22 protein-coding genes are annotated in these 24,192 nt (G+C 60.3%); 10 read left to right on the forward strand and 12 right to left on the reverse strand.

Going from position 1 to position 24,192, the window contains the following annotated elements; all coding sequences use genetic code 11:
• The first annotated feature begins 40 nt into the window (after positions 1–40).
• Complete coding sequence (gene rpsT / locus AC0R79_RS26235) at positions 41–313, forward strand: 30S ribosomal protein S20 (protein ID WP_003228351.1); 273 nt, start codon at positions 41–43, stop codon at positions 311–313.
• Positions 314–436: 123 nt separating this feature from the next.
• Here the strand turns inward: rpsT and AC0R79_RS26240 are convergent, their stop codons facing one another.
• The 5 genes from AC0R79_RS26240 to rplU form a co-directional block, all read right to left on the reverse strand.
• On the reverse strand, positions 437–901 hold the full coding sequence (locus tag AC0R79_RS26240) for a CreA family protein (RefSeq protein ID WP_474732297.1): 465 nt from the start codon (positions 899–901) through the stop codon (positions 437–439).
• A gap of 10 nt (positions 902–911) precedes the next feature.
• Positions 912–2,030: a glutamate 5-kinase gene (gene proB, locus AC0R79_RS26245; protein WP_207983978.1), complete on the reverse strand. Its 1,119-nt coding sequence runs from the start codon at positions 2,028–2,030 to the stop codon at positions 912–914.
• 137 nt (positions 2,031–2,167) lie between these two features.
• Positions 2,168–3,391 carry an Obg family GTPase CgtA gene (cgtA, locus tag AC0R79_RS26250; protein ID WP_127800000.1) on the reverse strand — a complete coding sequence of 408 codons (1,224 nt, stop codon included), beginning with the start codon at positions 3,389–3,391 and terminating at the stop codon, positions 2,168–2,170.
• Positions 3,392–3,584: 193 nt separating this feature from the next.
• Positions 3,585–3,842 (reverse strand): 50S ribosomal protein L27, encoded by a 258-nt coding sequence (rpmA, locus tag AC0R79_RS26255; RefSeq protein WP_007950960.1) that lies wholly within the window; start codon positions 3,840–3,842, stop codon positions 3,585–3,587.
• Positions 3,843–3,876: 34 nt separating this feature from the next.
• The gene (rplU, locus tag AC0R79_RS26260) at positions 3,877–4,191 is read right to left on the reverse strand and encodes a 50S ribosomal protein L21 (RefSeq protein ID WP_007950961.1); all 315 of its coding nucleotides are present in this window, start codon (positions 4,189–4,191) and stop codon (positions 3,877–3,879) included.
• Positions 4,192–4,430: 239 nt separating this feature from the next.
• Here rplU and AC0R79_RS26265 point away from each other — a divergent pair, with 239 nt between their 5' ends.
• The 3 genes from AC0R79_RS26265 to AC0R79_RS26275 all read left to right on the forward strand — a co-directional run bounded on the left by AC0R79_RS26265 (position 4,431) and on the right by AC0R79_RS26275 (position 6,330).
• Positions 4,431–5,399 (forward strand): polyprenyl synthetase family protein, encoded by a 969-nt coding sequence (locus AC0R79_RS26265; protein ID WP_007950962.1) that lies wholly within the window; start codon positions 4,431–4,433, stop codon positions 5,397–5,399.
• A gap of 124 nt (positions 5,400–5,523) precedes the next feature.
• Positions 5,524–5,865, forward strand: coding sequence for a zinc ribbon domain-containing protein YjdM (locus AC0R79_RS26270; RefSeq protein ID WP_474732303.1), 342 nt, complete (start codon positions 5,524–5,526; stop codon positions 5,863–5,865).
• Positions 5,866–6,072: 207 nt separating this feature from the next.
• On the forward strand, positions 6,073–6,330 hold the full coding sequence (locus AC0R79_RS26275; protein ID WP_474732306.1) for a PA4570 family protein: 258 nt from the start codon (positions 6,073–6,075) through the stop codon (positions 6,328–6,330).
• Positions 6,331–6,379: 49 nt separating this feature from the next.
• Here AC0R79_RS26275 and AC0R79_RS26280 read toward each other — a convergent pair whose 3' ends face one another.
• From AC0R79_RS26280 to AC0R79_RS26290, 3 genes are all read right to left on the reverse strand, one after another.
• Positions 6,380–6,997 carry an FKBP-type peptidyl-prolyl cis-trans isomerase gene (locus AC0R79_RS26280; RefSeq protein ID WP_007950965.1) on the reverse strand — a complete coding sequence of 206 codons (618 nt, stop codon included), beginning with the start codon at positions 6,995–6,997 and terminating at the stop codon, positions 6,380–6,382.
• Positions 6,998–7,123: 126 nt separating this feature from the next.
• A complete protein-coding gene (locus AC0R79_RS26285; protein WP_085608703.1) occupies positions 7,124–7,429 on the reverse strand; it encodes a DUF6482 family protein in 306 nt (101 codons plus the stop codon).
• Positions 7,430–7,564: 135 nt separating this feature from the next.
• Positions 7,565–8,053, reverse strand: coding sequence for a TIGR00645 family protein (locus tag AC0R79_RS26290; RefSeq protein ID WP_007950967.1), 489 nt, complete (start codon positions 8,051–8,053; stop codon positions 7,565–7,567).
• 162 nt (positions 8,054–8,215) lie between these two features.
• Here AC0R79_RS26290 and AC0R79_RS26295 point away from each other — a divergent pair, with 162 nt between their 5' ends.
• Positions 8,216–10,045 (forward strand): hypothetical protein, encoded by a 1,830-nt coding sequence (locus tag AC0R79_RS26295; RefSeq protein WP_474732311.1) that lies wholly within the window; start codon positions 8,216–8,218, stop codon positions 10,043–10,045.
• 26 nt (positions 10,046–10,071) lie between these two features.
• Here AC0R79_RS26295 and AC0R79_RS26300 read toward each other — a convergent pair whose 3' ends face one another.
• Together AC0R79_RS26300 and AC0R79_RS26305 are read right to left on the reverse strand one after the other, a co-directional pair.
• The gene (locus AC0R79_RS26300) at positions 10,072–10,401 is read right to left on the reverse strand and encodes a PA4575 family protein (protein ID WP_007950969.1); all 330 of its coding nucleotides are present in this window, start codon (positions 10,399–10,401) and stop codon (positions 10,072–10,074) included.
• 245 nt (positions 10,402–10,646) lie between these two features.
• Positions 10,647–13,085 carry a Lon protease family protein gene (locus AC0R79_RS26305; RefSeq protein ID WP_127800006.1) on the reverse strand — a complete coding sequence of 813 codons (2,439 nt, stop codon included), beginning with the start codon at positions 13,083–13,085 and terminating at the stop codon, positions 10,647–10,649.
• Positions 13,086–13,385: 300 nt separating this feature from the next.
• Between AC0R79_RS26305 and AC0R79_RS26310 the strand changes: the two genes are divergently transcribed.
• The 4 genes from AC0R79_RS26310 to AC0R79_RS26325 all read left to right on the forward strand — a co-directional run bounded on the left by AC0R79_RS26310 (position 13,386) and on the right by AC0R79_RS26325 (position 16,826).
• Entirely contained in the window at positions 13,386–13,874 is a 489-nt protein-coding gene (locus AC0R79_RS26310; RefSeq protein WP_007950971.1) for a DUF3015 domain-containing protein, read from the forward strand.
• 92 nt (positions 13,875–13,966) lie between these two features.
• On the forward strand, positions 13,967–15,820 hold the full coding sequence (locus AC0R79_RS26315) for an Lnb N-terminal periplasmic domain-containing protein (RefSeq protein ID WP_474732318.1): 1,854 nt from the start codon (positions 13,967–13,969) through the stop codon (positions 15,818–15,820).
• Between the two features lie 84 nt (positions 15,821–15,904).
• The gene (locus tag AC0R79_RS26320) at positions 15,905–16,261 is read left to right on the forward strand and encodes a hypothetical protein (protein ID WP_102686324.1); all 357 of its coding nucleotides are present in this window, start codon (positions 15,905–15,907) and stop codon (positions 16,259–16,261) included.
• A gap of 70 nt (positions 16,262–16,331) precedes the next feature.
• The gene (locus AC0R79_RS26325) at positions 16,332–16,826 is read left to right on the forward strand and encodes a GreA/GreB family elongation factor (protein WP_007950974.1); all 495 of its coding nucleotides are present in this window, start codon (positions 16,332–16,334) and stop codon (positions 16,824–16,826) included.
• A gap of 10 nt (positions 16,827–16,836) precedes the next feature.
• Here AC0R79_RS26325 and gdhA read toward each other — a convergent pair whose 3' ends face one another.
• Both gdhA and ettA read right to left on the reverse strand, forming a co-directional pair.
• Positions 16,837–18,174, reverse strand: coding sequence for an NADP-specific glutamate dehydrogenase (gdhA, locus tag AC0R79_RS26330; protein ID WP_474732323.1), 1,338 nt, complete (start codon positions 18,172–18,174; stop codon positions 16,837–16,839).
• Between the two features lie 193 nt (positions 18,175–18,367).
• Positions 18,368–20,032, reverse strand: coding sequence for an energy-dependent translational throttle protein EttA (gene ettA / locus AC0R79_RS26335; RefSeq protein WP_007950976.1), 1,665 nt, complete (start codon positions 20,030–20,032; stop codon positions 18,368–18,370).
• 286 nt (positions 20,033–20,318) lie between these two features.
• Between ettA and morA the strand changes: the two genes are divergently transcribed.
• On the forward strand, positions 20,319–24,167 hold the full coding sequence (gene morA / locus AC0R79_RS26340; RefSeq protein ID WP_474732325.1) for a cyclic di-GMP receptor MorA: 3,849 nt from the start codon (positions 20,319–20,321) through the stop codon (positions 24,165–24,167).
• Positions 24,168–24,192 lie beyond the last annotated feature (25 nt).

Raw genomic sequence — 24,192 nt, forward strand, 5'->3', positions numbered from 1 at the left:
TGTTTGCTATTTCCTAAAAAGTCTTTCGAGGAGCTCGACGGTGGCCAACTCACCTTCCGCCAAAAAACGTGCAAAACAGGCTGAGAAGCGTCGCAGCCACAACGCCAGCCTGCGTTCCATGGTTCGTACCTACATCAAGAATGTAGTTAAAGCCATCGACGCAAAAGACGCTGAAAAAGCTCAAGCTGCATACGTTCTGGCTGTGCCAGTTATCGACCGTATGGCCGATAAAGGCATCATCCACAAGAACAAGGCTGCTCGTCATAAGAGCCGTCTGAATGGCCACGTCAAGGCACTGAAAGAAGCTGCCTAAGCGACGTAGTCATTAAAAAACCGACCTCAGGGTCGGTTTTTTATTGCCTGCGATTTGCTCTGACTTCAGCAAATCGCAGGCAAAAAAAGAGGAGCCAGCCGGCTCCTCTTTTTTTACGCGCGATTAATGAGCTGACGCCCACGGCAGAATCGGGATCGCCGTCACCGCATTCTGCGGACTACCCTCGATCAGGCGATCGCTGTAGACGAGATACACCAGCGTATTGCGCTTCTTGTCGAGAAAGCGCACCACCTGCATGGTCTTGAACACCAGCGAAGTGCGCTCCTTGAACACCTCTTCGCCATCCTTCAATTCACCCTTGAAGTTGATCGGCCCGACCTGGCGGCAGGCAATGGAAGCCTCGGCACGATCCTCGGCCAGACCCAACCCACCCTTCACACCGCCAGTCTTGGCGCGCGACAGGTAGCAAGTCACGCCTTCAACCTTCGGATCATCGAATGCCTCGACCACGATCCGATCGTTCGGCCCGACAAACTTGAATACCGTCGACACCTGACCGATTTCCTCGGCCGAGGCCAGCAATGGCAGCGCCATCAACAAGCCCAACAATCCATTTGCCATACGCATCGCGTTTTCCTTACACCAGAATCAGGTTGTCACGGTGAACCAGTTCCGGCTCAGCCATGTAACCCAGCAAACCGACAATCGCATCCGACGACTGACCGATGATTTTTTGTGCTTCCAGCGCGCTGTAGTTAGCCAGGCCACGGGCGATCTCACGACCGTCCGGCGCCACGCAAACCACCATTTCGCCACGACGGAAACTGCCCTGAACCAGTTTGACGCCGACCGGCAGCAGGCTTTTGTTGCCTTGCGACAACGCGGATACCGCACCATCATCCAGCACCAGCGTGCCACGGGTTTGCAGATGTCCGGCCAGCCACTGCTTGCGCGCCGCGAGCATGCCGCGCTCAGGCGACAGCAACGTACCAATGCGCTCACCCGCTTTAAGCCGGTCGAGCACGCGCTCCAGACGCCCGCCAACAATGATGGTATGAGCACCGGAACGTGCCGCCAGACGCGCCGCGCGCAGCTTGGTCTGCATGCCGCCACGACCCAATGCACCGCCAGTACCGCCCGCCACTGCATCCAGCGCCGGATCATCGGCGCGCGCTTCGTAAATCAGCTGGGCGTCAGGGTTATTGCGCGGATCAGCGTCGAACATGCCGTCGCGATCCGTCAGGATCACCAGCAGATCAGCTTCGACCAGGTTGGCCACCAGCGCCGCGAGCGTGTCGTTGTCGCCGAAACGGATTTCGTCGGTGACCACGGTGTCGTTTTCGTTGATTACCGGGATGACTTTCAGCTCGACCAGCGCACGCAAGGTGCTACGGGCGTTCAGGTAGCGCTTGCGATCGGACAGGTCGTCGTGAGTCAGGAGAATCTGCGCAGTGTGCCGGCCATGCTCGGCAAAGCTCGATTCCCAGGCTTGCACCAAGCCCATCTGACCGATTGCTGCTGCGGCCTGGAGCTCGTGCATCGCACTGGGTCGCGCGGTCCAGCCGAGGCGACTCATGCCCGCCGCCACTGCCCCGGAGGACACCAGCACCAGCTCGACGCCGGCCTCATGCAAAGCCACCATCTGCTCGACCCAGACACCCATTGCCGCGCGATCCAGCCCTTTGCCATCCGCTGTCAGCAAAGCGCTGCCGATCTTCACGACCCAACGCTGCGCACCTGTCACCTTGCTCCGCATCATCTTCAACCTTAGCTTGAGGGCAGCGCGACCTGGCACTGCCCGTGACGTTATTCGTGGTTCTTCGTGACCAACAATCGATTTCCAGATACTAAAACGCCGCTCGATTGAGCGGCGCTTAAGTTTACTGCAACGAATCAGTCACGCACGTAAATGATTTCCGGACCGTCTTCGTCATCCACATCTTCTTCGTCCCAGTCATCGTCGCCGATGTCATGGACCGACTTCACGCCACTGCGACGCAGGGCACGCTTGTCATCCAGCGCCTGCAACTGAGCACGGGCCTCGTCTTCGATGCGCTGATCGAGATCGGCCAGTTCTTCCTTGTAGGCCGGGTCATTGGCCAGGCGATCGGCACGATCTTCCAGATAACGCATGATGTCGCGCGTCAGGCGCTCGGTGCCGTCTTTGGCGATGGCCGAGATCACGTAGACCGGACCTTCCCACTGCAGACGCTCGACCACTTCCTTGACCCGCTCCTCGTGCTCCTCTTCGAGGATCTGATCGCACTTGTTCAGCACCAGCCAGCGATCACGCTCGGCCAGCGACGGGCTGAACTTGATCAGCTCGTTGACGATCACTTCAGCGGCGTCCGGTGCACTGCTGTCGTCCAGCGGCGCCATGTCCACGAGGTGCAGCAACAGACGGGTACGCGCCAGGTGCTTGAGGAAACGAATGCCCAGACCGGCACCGTCGGAAGCACCTTCGATCAGACCCGGAATGTCGGCGATGACGAAGCTTTTCCAGCGATCGACGCTGACAACACCCAGGTTCGGCACCAGAGTGGTGAACGGGTAATCGGCGACCTTCGGCTTGGCAGCCGATACCGAACGGATAAAGGTACTTTTACCGGCGTTCGGCAGACCCAGCAGGCCGACGTCAGCCAGAACCTTCATTTCCAGTTTCAGGTCGCGCTGCTCGCCCGGCTTACCTGGCGTTGTCTGACGCGGCGCACGGTTGGTACTGGATTTGAAACGGGTGTTGCCCAGACCGTGCCAGCCGCCCTGAACCACCATCAGTTTCTGACCGGCCTTGGTCAGGTCACCGATGACTTCCTGGGTGGCGGAGTCGATCACGGTGGTGCCGACCGGCACGCGCAGGATCAGGTCTTCACCCTTCTTGCCGGTGCAGTCGGTGCTGCCACCATTGGAGCCACGCTCGGCATCGAAGTGCCGGGTGTAACGGTAGTCCACCAGGGTGTTGAGGTTTTCGTCGGCCATCATGAAGATGGAACCGCCGTCACCGCCGTCACCACCATTCGGGCCGCCGTTTTCAATGAATTTTTCCCGACGGAAACTCATGCAGCCATTGCCGCCGTCACCAGCCTTTACGCGGATCGATACTTCATCAACAAACTTCATAACCAACGCCTCTCGCCGTACGGACGAGCCGAAAAACAATCAAGACATAAGACTCTTGCAAAAATGAGCGCAGCGACCCCAACTCACGACCTGCATCGCACGCCGACAGCCCATACAAACAGCTTTGCAAGAGACTCACCCCACAAACGAAAAAGCCCCGTCGCAAGACAGGGCTTCTCCAGCATACTCGCGATTAAGCCGCGACTACGCTCACGTAACGGCGGTTGAAAGCGCCCTTTACTTCGAACTTGATCACGCCTTCGATTTTCGCGAAGAGAGTGTGATCTTTACCCATGCCAACGCCGTAGCCAGCGTGGAATTGGGTGCCGCGCTGACGCACGATGATGTTGCCGGCCTTGATGACCTGGCCGCCATACATCTTCACGCCAAGGCGTTTGGCTTCTGAGTCGCGACCGTTACGGGTACTACCACCAGCTTTTTTGTGTGCCATGAGTCAATTCTCCTAGTGAGGAATTAGGCTGAAATTAAGCCTGAATACCGGTGATTTTGATCTCGGTGTACCACTGGCGGTGGCCCATACGCTTCATGTGGTGCTTACGACGACGGAACTTGATGATGCGGACTTTATCGTGACGACCTTGGGAGATCACTTCAGCCACAACGGTAGCGCCAGCAACAACTGGAGCGCCGATATTCACGTCGTCGCCATTGGCAACCAACAGAACGCGATCAAAAGTTACGGATTCGCCAGTAGCGACTTCCAGTTTTTCGATCTTCAGGTATTCACCTGGTGCAACTTTGTACTGCTTGCCACCAGTAACGATTACTGCATAAGACATGGTATTTCTCCGATAATCCTGCTCACCCAGCTCTTTATAAGAAGAGGTATTGGCTGGCATGGCTGCAATGGGCTGGAGGCCCGTTTGCAATTGCGTAAGGCAGGTGCTGCCCAGGAAGTTCAGGGTGCGCGATTGTACGCAAGCCTTCGAAGTCATGCAAGGGGCCGTCCATCGCGCCTTGACAGGCCCGGACGTGGGTCCTAGCATGCCGCGCAACCCTTCTGGAGCACCTGTCGCTGATGCAACCCCAAGCTTTCTACCGCGCGGTGGCGGACGATTTTAGCGCCGTCGACGGCATCATCAAGAAGCAGCTGACTTCCCGAGTGCCGCTGGTATCGAAAATCGGCGATTACATCACGTCGGCCGGCGGCAAACGCCTGCGTCCTTTATTGGTGCTGCTGTGTGGCAAGGCCCTGGGTCGCGAAGGCGACGACATGCGCCTGCTGGCCGCCACCATCGAATTCCTGCACACCGCGACCCTGCTGCATGACGACGTGGTCGACATGTCCGGCATGCGCCGTGGCCGTTCGACTGCCAACGCCATGTGGGGCAACGCCCCGAGCGTACTGGTCGGCGACTTTCTGTACTCGCGCTCGTTCGAGATGATGGTCGAACTGGGCTCGATGCCGGTAATGAAGATCCTGTCCCAGGCCACGCGCATCATCGCCGAAGGCGAAGTGCTGCAGCTGTCCAAGGTTCGCGACGCCAGCACCACTGAAGAAACCTACATGGAAGTCATCCGCGGCAAGACCGCGATGCTCTTCGAGGCTTCGACCCACAGCGCCGCCGCGCTGGCCGGTGCCACCGCCGAGCAGAGCGAAGCGCTGCGTACCTTCGGTGACCACCTGGGCGTGGCATTCCAGCTGGTAGACGACCTGCTCGACTACAAGGGCGACGCCGAAACCCTGGGCAAGAACGTCGGTGACGATCTGGCCGAAGGCAAGCCGACCCTGCCGCTGATCTACACCATGCGCGAAGGCACGCCAGAGCAAGCTGCACTGGTACGCCAGGCGATCCAGAAAGGCGGGATCGAAGACCTGGAAAGCATCCGCATCGCCGTGGAAGCCTCCGGCTCCCTGGAATACACCGCGCAACTGGCCCGTGACTACGTGGCCCGCGCGATCAAGTGCCTCGACGCGCTGCCGGCCAGCGAATACCGCGATGCACTGGTTGAGCTGAGCGAGTTCGCGGTCGCCCGCACGCACTGATCAACGCCGCATCATAAAAAACCGCAGCCTCCGTCGGAGCCTGCGGTTTTTTGTTGCCTGCCATCAGCGGCTAAAACCCTATACAATGTGCGACTTTTAGCGATCCCCTCTCCAAGGAGCCTTAGTGAGCACGTTGCCACCCTGCCCGAAATGCAATTCCGAATACACCTACGAAGACGGCACCCAACTGGTGTGCCCGGAGTGCGCCCACGAGTGGTCTGCCGGCGGTGAAGCCGAAGTGGCATCCGACGATGTCGTGAAAAAGGATTCGGTCGGTAACGTCCTGCAGGACGGCGACACCATCACCGTGATCAAGGACCTGAAGGTCAAGGGCACCTCGCTGGTGGTCAAGGTCGGCACCAAGGTCAAGAACATCCGCCTGTGCGATGGCGATCACGACATCGACTGCAAGATCGACGGCATCGGCCCGATGAAACTCAAATCCGAGTTCGTCAGAAAAGTCTGATTCTGCCGTCTTCCATCCCGCGCCCGCCGTGGGATGGAGCTTCGCCCTCCCCCGCAATCCCCAACAAATCCTCGCGATAGCCAAACGCCAGCCGTTTTGACCTTACGCAATCTTTACCCGCAAAAAATCACAAACCGCCAATAGGCGCTTGCTATTTGACGAATAAGAATTATTCTCATTGAAACCCTTTCAATGGAGATGAGACCCATGACTTATTTGATCGACGCCTGGCTGGATCGCCCGCACCCGTACCTCAGGATCCTGCATCGGGAAACCGGTGAAGTCTGCGCGATACTGGAAGAAGAAGCCCTGCACGAGTTGCAGGATCAAGGGGATCTGGACGTCAGCGGCCTGAGTTCCAGCGAGCCATTGGTGCTCAAGGAGCTGGTGCGCAATCTGTTCCTGTTCTGCTATGCCCGGGCCTTGCGCCCGACCAGTGAACTGCACAACAAGATCGAAGTATGAGAACGACGGAGAAACCCTGCACAAGCCACGCTTGTGCAGGGTAACGGGATTACAGAACGTCGAGCAGCTCGACGTCGAACACCAGAACGCTGTGCGGCGGGATGCTGCCAACGCCTTGAGCGCCGTAAGCCAGTTCGCTCGGCACGTACAGACGCCATTTGCTGCCGGCATTCATCAGTTGCAGGGCTTCGGTCCAGCCAGCGATAACGCCGCCAACCGGGAATTCAGCCGGCTGACCACGCTCGTAGGAGCTGTCGAACACAGTGCCGTCGATCAGCGTGCCGTGGTAGTGAGTACGCACGGTGTCTTCACGGGACGGCTTGGCGCCTTCACCTTGAGTCAGCACTTCGAACTGCAGGCCGGAAGCCAGGGTGGTGATGCCTTCTTTCTTGGCGTTTTCAGCCAGGAATGCCAGGCCTTCGCCAGCAGCGGCTTCAGCTTTGGCAGCGGCTTCGGCTTGCATGATCTCGCGGATCACCTTGAAGCTGGCGGACATGGCTTCCTGGCTTACACGGCTTTCCTTACCGGCGAATGCGTCGGTCAGACCAGCCAGGATGGCGTCCAGGCTGACACCCGGTGGCGGGTTGTCGCGCAGCTGGTCACCCAGCTGACGGCCGATGCCGTAGCTGACGCGGGTTTCGTCGGTGGACAGATTTACTTCGGACATGACACTGCTCCGCTGTGCGGACGGCCTCAGGACATGCCGTGCGTACACAGCGCGTCCCGGCGCGCCCGGAACCAAAAGGGCGAGCAGACTAGCACAGATGTTCCGGCATTGATCAGGCCCTCGGGCCTACAGCGCGGATCGCCAGGCCAGCGGCACCTTCAGGCTTTCTTCGCCACTGGCGCCAAGACCGCACATTTCATCGTGCACCGAGGTGTGCACCAGGTTGAACGGCAGCACCGGAAAGTTATGCAGCACATCCCGGGCATGCTCGACCGAACGCAGCATCAGCATTTTCCCCTGCGGGTCGCTCAGCGGATACGCCGCACCATGCATGCGGGCTTCAAGCAGGTAGATCCCGCCTTCCATGGAGATCAGGTTCAGTTCGTCGACCTTTCTGGCGACGGCAAACGCATTCAACTCTTGCAGGTTCATGAACGCACCTCACACGGTGGCGAGCCTTGAGACCTACAGGGATATGCCTCGGCCGATCAAAGTACAAGCCACAAACGACACCGCCCGTCTGTTTCGCAACAGACGGGCGGTTTTGTTACAGCAATCGTCAGCTCATCAGTGCTTGGTGAGCTTGTCCAGATAACCCATGGCGAACGCCGAGATCACGAAGGTCATGTGGATGATCACGTACCACATCAGGTGCTCGGGATCGACGTTCTTGGCGTCCATGAAGATCCGCAGCAGGTGGATCGAGGAGATCGCCACGATCGACGCCGCCACTTTCATCTTCAGCGACGAGGAGTCCATGGTGCCCAGCCAGCTGAGCTTCTCTTTGCCTTCATCGATGTTCAGCTCGGACACGAAGTTCTCGTAGCCGGAAATCATCACCATCACCAGCAAGCCGCCGACCAGCGCCATGTCGATCAGCGACAGCAGCACAAGAATCAGCTCGGACTCGGCCATGGAGAAGACGTTGGGAATGACATGAAACACTTCCTGGAAGAATTTCAATGCCAGCGCCAGCAGCCCGAGGGACAGCCCGATGTAGATCGGCGCCAGCAGCCAGCGCGTGGCGTACATTGCATTTTCGATAAAGCGTTCCATTGACTCTCACACAAGAAGGGTTGAAATCGGCGGCGAGTATACCAGTCGCCCATGACAGCCAGAAACCGCCCGGAAATCCGCCACCTGCGTGTGTGTGTCAAAGTTTTTCTGCTAGTGTCCAAACCATTGACAGCCCAGCGACAGTGGACAGGACGACTGGAAATGGATGTGCGATTGCCGATAACGACTGCCGGAATTTGCTTCGCCCTGTTGCTGGGCGGGTGTTCGCCCGGCGATGAAAAACCCGTCGTCAGTCTCGAAGAAAAGACCGCGCAGTTCGAGCAATCGCTGGACGCCATCACCGACCCGAAACTCAAGGACGCCGTGACCGAACTCGGCGGCTCGCTGCTGTTGCTCGAACGCGCGCAACAGCGACTCGACAACAAACCGTCCCGGACCGAATACGGCGAAGACGCCCTCGGCGTACTCCGGCATTACCCGACACCGCAGGCGCTGGTCGACACCTTCATCAACGGCCTGTTTGTGCTGCACAAGGATTCCAGTTCCGATTACCTCACCGACCTGCAACCGGTGTTCCCCTTCGTGCTCAACATCCCCGGCGGCTTTCTGTTCCCCCATGGCGTGGAATGGCAATCGGTGACCCTGAGCAACAAACGGGTCATCACCTATCAGCCGGAATGGTCGGAAACCGATCCGGGCATTCAGTTGAGTCCGTCCAGCTCCAACGTCACCAACCCCGACGACCTGACCGTCACCTACCCGTTCATCGAAGGGTTGAATGTCGACAAGAAGAACCTGCCGCGCCCGGTCAGCCTGCAAGGCCAGGTGGAAGTCATCGCCCCGAAACGCCTGCACAGTTTCAATCTGGATAAAAAGGACGTCGGCCAGACCCGCTCCGACGGCAACCTCAGCGTAACCCTGCTGAAACTGGACACGCACTACGCCGAACTTGAGTTCAGCAATAAGCTGCCGCTCGCCCCGGAAGTCGCCAACACCCGGCTCAATCCGTTGATCGTCCAGGCCCGCGATTCAACGGGCCAGTATCTGGTGCGTGCCGGCGCCATCAACGAAAACCCCGAGCAGGTGGCGTTCTATCAAAAGCAGCTGGCGTACCTGCAACAGCAAAAAGCCTGGAGCGAGGCGCTGGAAAAAAAGCTGGACGATGAACAGCAGACATTCGAACAGCAGCATCCGCACCACTACAACAAGGTGTACTTCAACGGCCCGATCGATACCCTCGAAGTCAGCCTGCTGGATTTTTCCGAAGCGACCGTCACCCGCAAGGCGCTGGATCTGCCCGTGCGCGAGTTCGATCCGCACACCACGGAAAAAACCGTGCAGCCGCTCGACCTGCCGATCACCGTCTACGACGACCAGGCGCCCGACTGGCTCAAAGGCGCGTCCCTCACTGAAGAACAGCTGAAAAGCGGCGTTCATATCCGCCAGTCGGTTGAAGAGCCGAGCGCCGCGCGCATCGAGTTCGACCATCGCAAAACTTTCAACGATGAAATGCTCGGCGACGACTTCAGCCCCGGCGAAAGCCCGGTGACGTTCTTCACTGAAAAGCACAACGGCAAACTCGACGAGCCAATCGAACTGCCGCCCGAGGCGTATCAGGTCGACCCGCTACAGGCAACCATCACCTACGACCTGAACCTGTTCCCGGAAACCCCGGCGATTGCCGTCGGCTCGATGCCGTTGTTCCTGGCCACGGTGGACAAACAGGCTTACGAAGCCAAGGCCCTGCCCAAAGGTTTGGAAATCAGAAACAACGCGCTGGTGGTGGATTTGAAGCGATACCCCGCCAACGAATGGCGATTCTTCGTCAAGGACGACAGCGGTCATTATCTGAAACAGATTCTGTCGGTCAGCCACGACGCAAGCGCAGAAGGGCCAGCGTTATTCGGCGTGCATTATTTCTACGGCCGTCCGACGCGCGTGGAAACCTATCAGCGAACCGACCTCGCCACCGTGCAATACGGCTTTGAGGTCAAACTCGACAAGGCGCAGACCCAGGGCGCTGCGCCCTGATCGACGCTAATGGTCGGCGCTGAGATCTAGTGATCGAAAGTGCCGATGCTGCGTCCGCGCCCACCGTTGATCTGCCGCAACTGCGCCTGCAGATGCAACGACCAGATCTGTGGATCATTGGCCAGTTCATAGCCGTGCATCGTCAGGCTTTCAACGATGGTGTCGAGAATCGACTCGGCGGCGATCGGCCCGTGGAACGGGCCCTGGGCCTTGATGGCGGAAGGTTGTTCACCGGCCATGCCGGCGGCGAAGAGCAACGTCCACATGCCGTTATCGCCGGCCAACGGTTTGATGGCGCATTCGATACGGGTCACGAGACCCAGGCATTGACGGGTGAGGCAGAGGTTGCGCGACATGGCGGCGACCCTCGGTAAAGCCGGTGTTCAGCCCTTGCTGAAGAGCTGTTTCGATCCAGTGATACTGTCGATGTCCTTGAGCAGAGAATAGAAGAAAAGTCCGCCGCGCAAGCCGCACAGAACCAGAAGGCGCCGAATGGTCATTGTGTGAATATTGACGCCAGAGTGATGGCACTTTTGCCGACGTTCGCGACAAAACAAAAAAGGGAGCACCAGGCTCCCGTTTTTTTTGAAGGCTGCCTGGCTTAAGCCGGTTTGGCCTCCGCCAGCGCCTCCTGCGCCAGTTCCTTCTCGGCCTCTTTCAGATCCTCTTCGCTGATCATCTCGGCAATCACTCGCAGGCGCTCCACTACCCGCGCGTTGACGCTGCCTTCCGGAAATTCGCCCTCTTCGTTCGGCTCACCGGCCGGCTCGCCCACCAGCAGGCTCAACGCTTCGTCGGCCTGACGCACCGCGTAAACGTGGAACTGCCCGGCACGCACCGCTGCCAGCACCTTCTCGTCGAGCATCAAGGTGGCGACGTTGGCCTGCGGAATGATCGCGCCCTGCTCGCCCGTCAGCCCGCGCGCTTCGCAGAGACGGAAGAAGCCTTCGATCTTCTCGTTGACCCCGCCCACCGCCTGCACTTCGCCGAACTGGTTGATCGAGCCGGTAATCGCGAAGCATTGCTTGAGCGGGGTTTTCGACAACGCCGAAATCAGCGTGCACGCCTCGCCCAGCGACGCACTGTCGCCATCGACGTAGCCGTAGGATTGCTCCAGCGCGATGCTCGCGGAAATCGCCAGCGGGAATTCCTGAGCGTAACGGCTGCCCAGATACCCGGTGAGAATCATCACGCCTTTGGAGTGGATCGGCTGACCGAGGTTGACCTCGCGCTCGATGTCGACGATGCCGCTGCCGCCCGGGTACACCGTGGCGGAAATCCGCGCCGGCACACCAAACGCCGAGTCGCCGACTTCGAGCACGGTCAGCCCGTTGCACTTGCCGACCGCCGCGCCGTCGGTGTCGATCAGGATGATCCCCGCCAGCATGTCGTCGAGAATCCGCGCCGAAACACGACCGGTGCGGGTGGCCTTGGCCTTGAGCGCACGCTCGATGTGGCCGGCGTCGGTCATTTCATCGTTGGCCAGGTGCCGGATGAAATCCGCCTCGCTGACCAGCTGGAACAGATCGCCGATCCGCGCCGACAAGCGCCCCTGATGCTCGGCCAGACGCGCGCTGTAAGTCGCCAGACGCGCTACCGCGTCGGCGGTCAGCGGCGCCATGCCTTCTTCGGAAGTGCGGGTTTTCAGCAACTGGGCGAACTGCTCCAGGCTTTCGTCGACCATCGGGATGTCTTCGTCGAAGTCCACCAGAACGCGGAACATCTCCTGGAAGTCCGGATCGAGGTCCTGCAGCGTGTAATACAGCTGACGGGCGCCGATGATGATCACTTTGACCTGCAGCGGAATGTGCTGCGGGTTGAGCGTCACGGTGGCGAAACGGCCCATCTCGCCCAGCGGCGATTCCATCTTCAGCTTGCGCGATTGCAGGGCGCGCTTGAGCGCATCCCATACGAACGGCTCGCCAAGCATTTTTTCCGCTTCAAGGATCAGGAAACCGCCGTTGGCGCGGTGCAACGCACCCGGACGCAACTGGCGATAGGTGGTGTAGAGCGCGCCCTGATCGGTGGTGTACTCGATGCGGCCGAACAGGTTTTCGTAGGTCGGATGCGGCTCGAACACCACCGGCGCACCGCCGCTGGCCGGATGACCAACCACCAGACTCGGGGCGTATTGCTCTTCCAGCAGCTTGCGCGCGACAGCGTCGGTCTTGCTGTCATCGACCAGTTGCTCGACCACGGTTTTCAGCAGATAGACCTGCATCGCTTGCAGGTAACCGCAGACGGCCGCGTTTTCCGCGTACTTTTCCGACAGCGGTGCGAGCAAAGGCTGCAGGGCCAGGGTGATGGTTTCTTCGTTGAGCTGACGCAGCTGGTTGCTCGACTCGCGCTTCCATTGCGGCAGGCTGGCGAGCTCTTCGTTCAGGCGCTCTTCGAGGCCGGAAATATCCTCGTGGAAACGCTCGCGCTCGGCCTCCGGCAACTGGGCGAATTCGGCTTCGTCCAGCGCCTTGCCTTCAAGCATCGGAGTAAACGCGATGTTGCTGCTGTCGCGGTACAGGGCGACGTCTTTTTCCAGGGCCAGACGTTCGATGACGTCCAGCGCCTTGTCGTAGCGCTGGTTGAAGGCGCGGTCGATGGCGCTCTTCTTCTGCTGGTAGGACGGGTGTTCGAACACCGCCGGAAAGGTCGACAGCAGATTGTCGATCAAGCCGTTGATATCGCCGATGAAAGCACCGGCAGTGCCCGACGGCAGTTCCAGGGCGCGGGGCTCGCGCGGCTCATCGAAATTGTTGACGTAGACCCAGTCCGCCGGGGTCTGCAGGCGTTTGCCTTCGGCCTTCAGGTAGCGTTTGACGAACGAGAAACGGCCGGTGCCGGGCTCGCCCATGACGAATACGTTGTAACCGGGGCGTGGCATGGCCACACCGAACTGCAAGGCTTCGACCGCACGTTCCTGGCCAAGCACACCGCGAAAGGGCTCCAGATCATTGGTGGTAGTGAAGCTGAACTGTTCAGCGGAAAACGGACGGGTCAGCGCTTCGGGCGCTAGACGCAAGCTGGCAGCAACAGGATCAGGCATCGGGCTTCCTTAACAATCAGGCGGGGCAGATAGCGGCATTCTGGCGCTGCCCGAGCCCCACTGGCAAGGCGCGCCATACGACAAAGCATAGACAACCGGCCAACCTTGACGCAGCCCCAGTGAAACCGGGGGTATCGCCAAATCTTTTGTAAAAAATCACGGAACCCCGGGAACGTGCCTAAACTCCAAACTGCGCGGCTGGAACTAATACCGGCCCACTGGCTTCGTTTGGATCTGTTTCTACAGAGCTTGGGGGGCCAGAACCCTGTCCATTGGTATGCACACAAAGAGAACAAAGCTATGAAACGGATTCTTCTCGGTACTCTCTTCACCGCTGTATCCATCAACGCAATGGCGCAAGCTCCAGGCGGCCCGGATTGCGGTTGGGGCAACATGCTGTTCGAAGGTCAGCGTGGCACCCCGGCTCACTTCCTGGCATCCACCACCAACGGCACCTCCGGCAACGCCACGTTCGGCATGACGTCCGGCACCAACGGTTGCTCCACCAACGCATCGCTGACCTACGGCGGCAAGTCCTGGTTTGCCATGAATGGCATGATGAACGAGCTGTCCGAAGACATGGCAAAGGGCAACGGCGAAGCGCTGACGACCTATGCCGTGGTACTGGGCGTGGCGCCGGAAGACCGTGCGCACTTCGCCGCCGTCACTCACGAGCACTTCCAGCAGATCTTCAGCAAGGCTGACGTGACCGCCGAAGACGTGCATACCAACACCCTGGCCGTCCTGAAGGCAGACCCACGTCTGGCCAAGTACGCGACTCAGGCTTAAGCTCGACCCACCCGCTTCTTTCGGGAAGCGGGTTTTATTTTTTCGACCCGCCCTTCTTGGGTCTTTGTTTCTTTCGACTTAAGTTGCCATTTATGCTCAAACGCCTTGCCTGGCTGGCGCTGTGTGTCTGCGCCCCGCTGTCCGCCGCGCCTCACATTGACCCTCAACGTTTGCAGCAACTGGCCAACGACCGCTTCTGGATTTCCCTCGGTCATTACGAAACCGCCAAGCTCGGAGGCTGGCGCAGCTACGTCAGTGACAAAAAATTCTTTCTTGCCGCCGACGGCAACGAACACCCCGACCATGAACTGGCGGCCACCGTGCAAGCGCTGTACGCCCCCGCCAGTCTCGGTGAGCAACACGCCCAGTGCGTCTACCCGGCACGCACCCGCTGGTTGAAGGATCAACTCAACCTGACCGATCTGCCGACGCCGGACTGCGCCGAATTCAAGAAGTGGTTCAAGGACGTCTCGCCCCACAGCGCGGTGATGATTTTCCCGGCGGCCTACCTCAACAGCCCGTCGTCGATGTTCGGCCACACCCTGCTGCGCATCGACCAGGCTGACGTGCAGAGCGACAAGACTTCACTGCTCAGTTATGCGATCAACTTCGGCGCCTACATCGAAGGCTCGGACAACAGCATCCTGTACGCCTGGAAAGGCCTGATGGGCGGCTATCCGGGGCTGTTCGCGCTGGTGCCCTATCAGGAAAAACTCTCGGAATACCGCAGCCTGGAAAACCGCGACCTGTGGGAATACCGGCTCAATCTGACGCAAGCCGAAACCGCGCGCATGGTCGAGCATGTGTGGGAGTTGAAGCAGATCCAGTTCGACTACTTCTTCTTCGACGAAAACTGCTCCTATCGCCTGCTCGAACTGCTGCAGGTGGCGCGCCCGAGCCTGCGCCTGACCGAACAATTCCCGCTGACCGCGATCCCGACCGACACCGTCAAAGCGGTGAAAGAAGCAGGGCTGGTCGAGCACATCGAGTATCGCCCGTCCCGCGAGCGCGAACTGCTCAGCCGCGCCGAGCCCTTGAGCGGCGAAGAACAGGACTGGGTGCTGAAAGTCAGCGCCGACCAGCAGCAACTTCAGGAACCTGCCTTCCAGGCCCTGCCCCGCGACCGACAAGCGCTGATCATCGACGCCGCGTACAGACTGGAGCGCTACCGCGCCAACGGCCAGGAACGTGATCCGCAACGGGCCCAGCGCAGTTTCGAATTGCTGCGGGCGATCAACAAGAATCCGGCGCCGGAGCTGCAGATTCCACAACCGGGCCTGCCGGAAGACGGCCATGAATCGCGCACCTGGCAAGCCGGTCTCGGCACACGCGGTGACCGCGCATTCGGCGAGTACGGTTTGCGCATGGCCTATCACGACCTCAACGACAACACCGAGAGTTTCCCCCTCGGCGCACAGATCGAAATCCTGCAGATGAAGCTGCGCCAGTACGAAGGCAATCACTGGCAATTCCAGCAACTGGACCTGGCGACCATCCGCTCGCTGACGCCGCGCAATGCGCTGTTGCAGCCGCTGTCGTGGCAAGTCACCGGTGGTCTTGAACGTGTACCGGGCAAGCATGATGACGAGACGTTGGTCAGCCACGTCAATGGTGGCGGTGGCGGCACCTGGGCGCTGGGTGACGATGTGCTGGGTTTTGCCCTCGGCACGGTGCGCGTTGAACACAACAATGATTTCGCCGAGTTCGTTTCACCCGCAGGCGGTTTCAATACCGGTGTGTTGTGGAAAAACCCGCTGGGCAATCTCAGCCTGGAGGCCAAAGGCGATTACTTCTTCAATGGTGAAGTTCGCCGCAGCCTGAGTCTGAATCAGCAGTGGGAATTGTCGCGCAACCTCGGCCTGCGCCTGAGCGCCCAGCGCGAGTTCAGCCACCTGGCAACGCCGGAGACCGAGGTGATGCTGGAAGTGAAGTGGTATCACTACTGAGGTTTTGATCTTTCTTTCACGCCCCATCGACGAATCCGCTTCTAGACTTTCCCTATCAGCCGTTTGACGGCCCGGGAGAGTGTGATGTGGCGGTGTGCGGTTTTTGCGGGCGTGTTGCTGGTGCTGGGTGGCTGTCAGAGCACCCACGAAGATCTGATTGCCAAGGGTTATCCACCGGCGTTCGCCGACGGTTTCGATGACGGTTGCATCAGCGGTCGGCAAGCGGCCGGTTCGATCAGCGGCGAGTTTCGCAAGAACGTGCCGCGCTATCTCAAGGACAAGCAATACGCCGAAGGCTGGAGCGATGGCTTTCGGCAGTGCCAGGCGATGCTGGAAAACAAGGATCGCGAACAGTATCGCAACGAGCACTGGGACGAGCGCGAACGCGCCTGGCAGCAGGAGAAGGATCAGGGCGCCGCGCGGGCTTATCGTTCGCAGTAGGTCGCTTCCAGACATCCAGCGAAACCTTTTGCCTGCGACCATGGCCCAACGGCTATAACAGGAGCCCACCATGAGTCGCGCTTTCGTCAACGAAGACAATGCCGCTGCGCAAGCCGATCAGCCGGTCGAACGGCAGGTCAGCACGCAGCCCAACTACGTCACGCCGCAAGGCCTTGCCCAGTTGCAGGCGAAAGTCGCCGAGCTGCAAACCCTGCACGCCGAACAGTCCGCCAAGGGCGAACAGGCCGACAAGCAGCGGCTGGCCGATCTCGAACGGGATTTGCGTTATTTCAATCAACGGGTCGGCAGCGCGCAGGTCGCCCCGGCCCCGACGTCGAACGACAAAGTGCAGATCGGCAGTTGGGTGACCTACGCCGACGAACACGACACCGAGCGCCGGGTGCAACTGGTCGGTGAAGATCAGGCCGATGCCGCCAACGGCCTGATCAACTGGGCCTCACCGCTGGGCCGTGCGCTGCTTGGCGCGCGGCTCAACGATGAAGTGCTGTGGCAACGCCCGGCTGGCGATCAACTGATCGAAGTGATCCGCATCGAGCGCTCTTGAGCCCCGTTGCTTAAACCACGCCTTGCGCCAACATCGCGTCGGCGACTTTGACGAAGCCGGCGATGTTCGCGCCCTTGACGTAGTTGATCCGGCCGTTTTCCTCACCGTAATGCACGCAGGCGTGGTGGATCGACTGCATGATTCCGTGCAGCTTGCTGTCCACCTCGCCGCCGGTCCAGAGCAGGCGCATGGCGTTCTGCGACATCTCCAGACCGCTGACCGCCACGCCGCCGGCATTCGATGCCTTGCCCGGCGCGAACAGAATGCCGGCCTCGATAAAGATATCCACAGCATCGAGGGTGGTCGGCATGTTCGCGCCCTCGGCCACGCAGATGCAGCCGTTGCGCAGCAAGGTGCGGGCGGATTCCGCGTCGAGTTCGTTCTGGGTGGCGCAAGGCAGCGCGATGTCGCACGGCAACGACCATGGCAGTTGACCGGCGCGGAACTCCAGGCCGAATGCAGCCGCCAATTCGCTGATCCGCCCGCGCTTGACGTTCTTCAGTTCCAGCAGCGCCAGCCACTGTTCTTCGCTCAGACCCGCCTCGCAATACAGCGTGCCTTCAGAGTCAGACAGGGAAATCACCTTGCCGCCCAGATCCATCACTTTGCGAGCCGCGTATTGCGCAACGTTGCCGGAACCGGAGATCGCCACGCGTTTGCCTTCGACGGCCTGCTCGCGTCGCTTGAGCATTTCCTCGGCGAAGTACACGCAACCGAAACCGGTGGCTTCCGGACGGATCAGGCTGCCGCCGTAGGTCATGCCCTTGCCGGTCAGCACGCTGGTGAACTGGTTGCTCAGGCGTTTGTATTGGCCGAACAGGAATCCGATCTCCCGTGCGCCGACACCGATATCTCCGGCCGGCACGTCCACGTCGGCACCGATGTGGCGGTACAGCTCACTCATGAACGCCTGGCAGAAACGCATGACTTCGGCGTCGCTCTTGCCCTTCGGATCGAAGTCCGAACCGCCCTTGCCGCCGCCCATAGGCAACGAGGTCAGGGAGTTCTTGAAGGTCTGTTCGAAGGCGAGGAATTTCAGCACGCCCATGTTCACCGAAGGGTGGAAGCGCAAGCCGCCCTTGTACGGCCCGATGGCGCTGTTCATCTGGATGCGGAAACCGCGATTGACCTGGACCTTGCCCTGATCGTCGACCCACGACACCCGGAACACCACCGCCCGCTCCGGCTCGCAAATGCGCTCCAGAATCCCCGAGGTCAGATAGTGCGGATTGGCTTCGAGAAACGGCCACAGGCTGCGCAGGACCTCTTCGACGGCCTGGTGGAATTCGGGTTGATCCGGATCGCGCTTTTTCAGACGGGCGAGGAAGGATTCGACGGATTCGATCATGGGAAAAGTCTCGGCAAATTTGTTGTCGTTGGAGGAGATTGAGCCGGACTGTAACAAACGACATGTACACAGCAACAGACAAAAATGTCGCATTTATGCAAACAAATAGTACACACGCTATAAAACAGTCTGCATTGCAGGCAAAAAAAAGCGGAGCCCGAAGGCCCCGCTTTTTCATGCAACCAACCTGTTATCAGGCCAGTTTCTTGTGGCGTACCCGGTGTGGCTGGGCCGCTGCTTCGCCGAGGCGCTTTTTGCGATCGGCTTCGTACTCGGTGTAGTTGCCCTCGAAGAACACTGCTTGCGAGTCGTCTTCGTACGCCAGGATGTGAGTCGCGACGCGGTCAAGGAACCACCGATCGTGAGAGATCACAATGGCGGCGCCCGGGAAGTCCAGCAGGGCTTCTTCCAGGGAACGCAGGGTTTCAACGTCGAGGTCGTTGGACGGTTCGTCGAGCAGCAGGACGTTGCCGCCCTCCTTCAGGGTCAGCGCCAGGTGCAGACGACCGCGCTCACCACCGGACAGGTCCTTGACGAACTTCTGCTGATCGCCGCCCTTGAAGTTGAAGCGACCGACGTAGGTACGCGACGGGATCTCGTAGTTGCCGATGCGGATCTGGTCGGAACCGTCGGAGATCTGCTGGAACACGGTCTTGCTGCCGTCCAGGTCTTCACGGCTCTGGTCAACGCAGGCCAGTTGCACGGTTTCGCCGATCTCGATGCTGCCGGAGTCCGGGGTTTCCTTGCCCATCAGCATGCGGAACAGGGTCGACTTACCGGCACCGTTACCGCCGATCACGCCGACGATGGCGCCTTTCGGCATGGAGAACGACAGGTTGTCGATCAACACGCGATCGCCGTAGCCCTTGGTGACGTTCTTGAATTCGATGACCTTGTCGCCCAGGCGTGGACCGGCCGGGATGTAGATCTCGTTGGTTTCCGAACGCTTCTGGAATTCCTGCGACTGCATTTCTTCGAAGCGTTGCAGACGAGCCTTGGATTTCGACTGGCGGGCCTTGGCGCCTTTGCGCACCCACTCCAGTTCTTCCTTCATGGCTTTTTCGTGAGCCGATTGCTGCTTGGATTCCTGGGCCAGACGATCGGACTTGGCTTCCAGCCAACCCGAGTAGTTGCCCTCGTAAGGAATGCCCGCGCCGCGGTCGAGTTCCAGAATCCAGCCAGCAACGTTGTCCAGGAAGTAACGGTCGTGCGTGATCGCTACCACAGTGCCCGGGAAGTCGTGCAGGAAGTGTTCGAGCCACGCAACGGAGTCGGCGTCCAGGTGGTTGGTCGGTTCGTCGAGCAGCAGCATGTCCGGGGCGGACAGCAGCAGACGGCACAGGGCCACACGACGTTTTTCACCACCGGACAGGTGCTCGACCTTGGCGTCCCAGGCCGGCAGACGCAGCGCATCGGCGGCGACTTCCAGCTGGCGCTCCAGGTTGTGACCGTCGCTGGCCTGCAGAATCGCTTCGAGCTTGGCCTGTTCGGCGGCCAGCTTGTCGAAGTCGGCGTCCGGGTCGGCGTAAGCGGCGTAGACCTCGTCCAGACGCGCTTGCGCATCCTTGATCACACTGACCGCTTCCTCGACCACTTCACGCACGGTCTTGGTCGGATCCAGTTGCGGCTCTTGCGGCAGGTAACCGATGTTCAGCTCCGGCATCGGGCGCGCTTCGCCTTCGAACTCGGTGTCGACGCCGGCCATGATTTTCAGCAGCGTGGATTTACCCGAACCGTTGAGGCCGAGTACGCCGATCTTGGCGCCGGGGAAGAAAGACAGCGAAATGTTTTTCAGGATTTCCCGCTTCGGCGGAACAACTTTGCCCAGCCGATGCATGGTGAAGACGTATTGAGCCATGGAGAACCTTGGGTCAGTGACAGATGAATGATTGGAGCGCAGGCGATGCCCGGCCAGACCGATGCGCGTCGTTCACTTGATGGTCATCAATGCGTGCGCGCTGAAAAAGTCTGAGTCTAGGAGCTGGAACGCTCCCGCGTAACCGGCAAAGCTACCTTAATGACGGAAGGCAGTCCAGCCGAGTGGGGCTGGCACTTCGCCACAACTCAAGGCATGCTAGCCGCCCCTTGGGCGTCCGGCTTATAGTGCACGTCGCGCCAGTCCAGCCAGACCGCAGGATTACAGCTTGTCCAACGTCACTCCGCCAGCCTCTGTGAGCAGCACCCAACCGGCGCCCGGCTCGTCCCTGCGCGGAACATTGAAAGGCGCGCTGGCGACACTGGTGCTGTTACTGCTCGCGTTGCTGTTCTGGCAACTGCTCGATCAACTGCGCGAAACCCAGAAAAACCAGCGTCAGTACACCATCGACTACACCGCCGACCTCGCCGCTCAGGTCAGCCTGAACATGGCGCTGAACGCGCAGATCGCCCTCAATCTGCTACCGATCGTCGAACAGCCCCAGTCGGCCGACGAACAGCAGGCGCTGCTGCGCAAGCTTCAGCAATCGCTGCCTGACCTGCGCAGCCTGGCCCTGCTCAGCCCGTCCGGAAAAATCCTCAGCGACAGCGCCACTGACAGCCACGACGCCGATTACCTCAGCGATCTGGTACGCCGCAGTCGCGCTCAGGCCCACTACTTCAGCAACGCCGACGACGGTTCGGTGGTGCATCTGTTGCTGCATCAGGCCAGCGGTAGCACTCGCGGTTACTGGGCGCTGCGCCTGACGCCGACCTTCTTCGACGCACTGACCAAACAAGGCGACAGCGGTATCCGTCCGCTATGGCTGGTGGAAAACCGCGTCAACCATCAGATCATCAGCCGCGACGAAGCCCTGCCTTCCTCCAAGACCAGCACCCTGACCCCGGACGATCTGGCCAACAGCGTGCTGACCGTGCCGCTGAGCAGCAGCGACTGGCAACTGCGTGGCCTGTTCGACCGCCAGCATGTGCTCGAACAACTGCTGCCGGCGTTCATCGGCAAATGCCTGCTGGGCCTGGCACTCTCGCTGCTGCCGTTTATCGCGCTGCTCAACATGCGTCGCCGTCAGCGTCAGGTGCATGAAGGGCGTCGGCGATATCAGGATATTTTCGAAGGCACCGGCGTGGCGTTGTGCGTACTGGATCTTTCGGGGCTCAAGCAGGTTTTCGAAAAGGCCCAGATCCAGACCAGCGACCAGCTCAAGGCCTGGCTCGACCAGCCGGCGCAGCGCCAGCAATTGCTCCACGAACTGCGGGTCACCGAGGTCAACCAGGTCGCGCTGCAACTGCTCAACGTCAATTCCTGCGACCACGCCTGGCAACTGTTGATCGACGGTCAGCCACACAGTCAGTGCGCGATCGGCAATCAGGTGCTCGACGCCGTGCTCCAGCAGCAAAAGCAGCTGGAACTGGAAATCAAGCTGCCGGACATCAATGGCCGCGACCAGCACCTGTGGCTGGTGCTGCGCCTGCCGCAGGAACAGCACGACTACAAGGCCGTGATCCTGAGCATCAACGACATCACCAGTCGCAAGCTGATCGAGCTGTCGCTGCTGGAGCGCGAAGGTTTCTGGTCGGACGTGGTGCGCACCGTGCCGGATCATCTGTACGTGCAGGACGTGATCAGCCAGCGGATGATTTTCAGCAACCACCACCTCGGCCAGACCCTCGGTTACAACCGTACTGAACTGCATCAGATGGGCGAGTACTTCTGGGAAATCCTCCTGCACCCGGAAGACGCCGACTATTACCACCGCTCGCGGCAGATGCAGCGTCACGCCGGTTACAGCCAGTTGTTGCAATGCCAACTGCGCTTCCGTCATCGCGACGGCAAGTGGCGGCGCTTCGACATTCGCGAACAGGCGCTGGCCCGGGACAAGCACGATCAGGTCACGCGGATCATCGGCGTGGCCAAGGACATCACCGAGCAGATCGAAGCCAGCGAATCCCTGCGCGACAGCGAACAGCGCTACCGGATGCTCGCCGAAAGCATCAGCGACGTGATTTTCTCCACCGACAGCCAGCTGTCGCTCAATTACGTCAGCCCGTCGGTGCAAGCGGTGCTGGGCTATGACGCCGAATGGATTTTCCAGAACGGCTGGCAGTCGACCATCGCCAACCCGCAGCAACTGAGCGGCATCTATCACCTGATGGATCGGGTCAGCAAAGCCTTGGGCAAACCCGAGCAACTGGTGATTTTGCGCAGCCAGGTGCAGACCCAGATGTTCCTGTTCGACTGCCTGCGCGCCGACGGCCGCAAGATCCCGATCGAACTGCGTCTGGTGCTGGTGTGGGACGAACATGGCGCCTTCGAAGGCGTGCTCGGGGTCGGTCGCGACATCAGCCAGCAGCGCCGCGCCGAGAAAGACCTGCGCATGGCGGCCACGGTATTCGAGCACTCGACCTCGGCGATCCTGATCACCGACCCGGCCGGTTACATCGTCCAGGCCAACGAGGCGTTCAGCCGGGTCAGCGGCTACGCGGTGAGCGAAGTGCTCGACCAGTTGCCGAACATGCTGACCGTCGACGAACAGCAGGACGCGCACCTGCGCTACGTGCTCAAGCAGTTGCATCAGCACAGCACCTGGGAAGGTGAAGTCTGGCTCAAGCGTCGCAACGGCGAGCATTACCCGGCGTGGGTCGGCATCACCGCCGTGCTCGATGACGAGGGCGATCTGGCCAGTTACGTGTGCTTCTTCAGCGACATCAGCGAGCGCAAGGCCAGCGAGCAGCGGATTCACCGCCTCGCCTACTACGACGCCCTGACCCACCTGCCAAACCGCACGCTGTTCCAGGATCGTCTGCACACCGCGCTGCAATCGGCCGAGCGGCAGAAGTCGTGGGTGGTGCTGATGTTCCTCGACCTCGACCGATTCAAACCGATCAACGACTCCCTCGGCCACGCCGCCGGCGACCGCATGCTCAAGGACATGGCCACGCGATTGCTGGCCTGCGTCGACGATGACGACACCGTGGCGCGGATGGGCGGCGACGAATTCACCCTGTTGCTGCAACACCGCTCCAGCCGCGAGATGGCGCTGAACCGTGCGATCCACGTGGCCGAACAAATCCTCGCCAGTCTGGTGCGACCGTTCGTGCTGGAGGGTCGCGAGTTCTTCGTCACCGCCAGTATCGGCATCGCCCTGAGCCCGCAGGACGGCAACGAACTCAGCCAGCTTATGAAGAACGCCGACACCGCGATGTACCACGCCAAGGAACGCGGCAAGAACAACTTCCAGTTCTACCAGGCCGACATGAACGCCAGTGCGCTGGAACGACTGGAACTGGAAAGCGATCTGCGCCATGCCCTCGAGCAAAACGAATTCGTGCTGTATTACCAGCCGCAGTTCAGCGGCGACGGCAAACGCCTGACCGGCGCCGAAGCCCTGCTGCGCTGGCGTCATCCGCGTCGCGGGCTGGTGCCGCCGGGGGATTTCATCCCGGTACTCGAAGAACTCGGGCTGGTGGTGGACGTCGGCGACTGGGTGATCAGCGAGGCCTGCCGTCAGCTCAAGACCTGGCACCAGAGCCGCGTGCGCGTGCCGAAGGTCTCGGTGAACATTTCCGCCCGGCAGTTCTCCGACGGCCAGCTCGGCACGCGGATTGCTACCATCCTCAAGGAAACCGGCCTGCCGCCGGCGTGCCTGGAGCTGGAACTGACCGAAAGTATCCTGATGCGCGAAGTCAGCGAGGCGATGCAGATCCTTGCAGGCCTGAAGAACCTCGGCCTGAGCATCGCGGTCGACGACTTCGGCACCGGTTACTCATCGCTGAACTACCTCAAGCAATTCCCGATCGACGTGCTGAAGATCGACCGCACCTTCGTCGACGGCCTGCCGTCCGGCGAGCAGGACGCGCAGATCGCCCGGGCGATCATCGCCATGGCCCACAGCCTGAATCTGGCGGTGATCGCCGAGGGCGTGGAAACCCATGAACAACTGGACTTCCTGCGCGAGCATGGTTGCGACGAGGTTCAGGGCTATCTGTTCGGGCGGCCGATGCCGGCGGGACGGTTCGAGGCGCAGTTCAGCAATGATGCGCTGTTCATGTTCGACTGAAGATCAGCGGCGTGATCTTCGCGAG

The sequence above is a fragment of the Pseudomonas sp. HD57-3 genome, assembly GCF_056113135.1.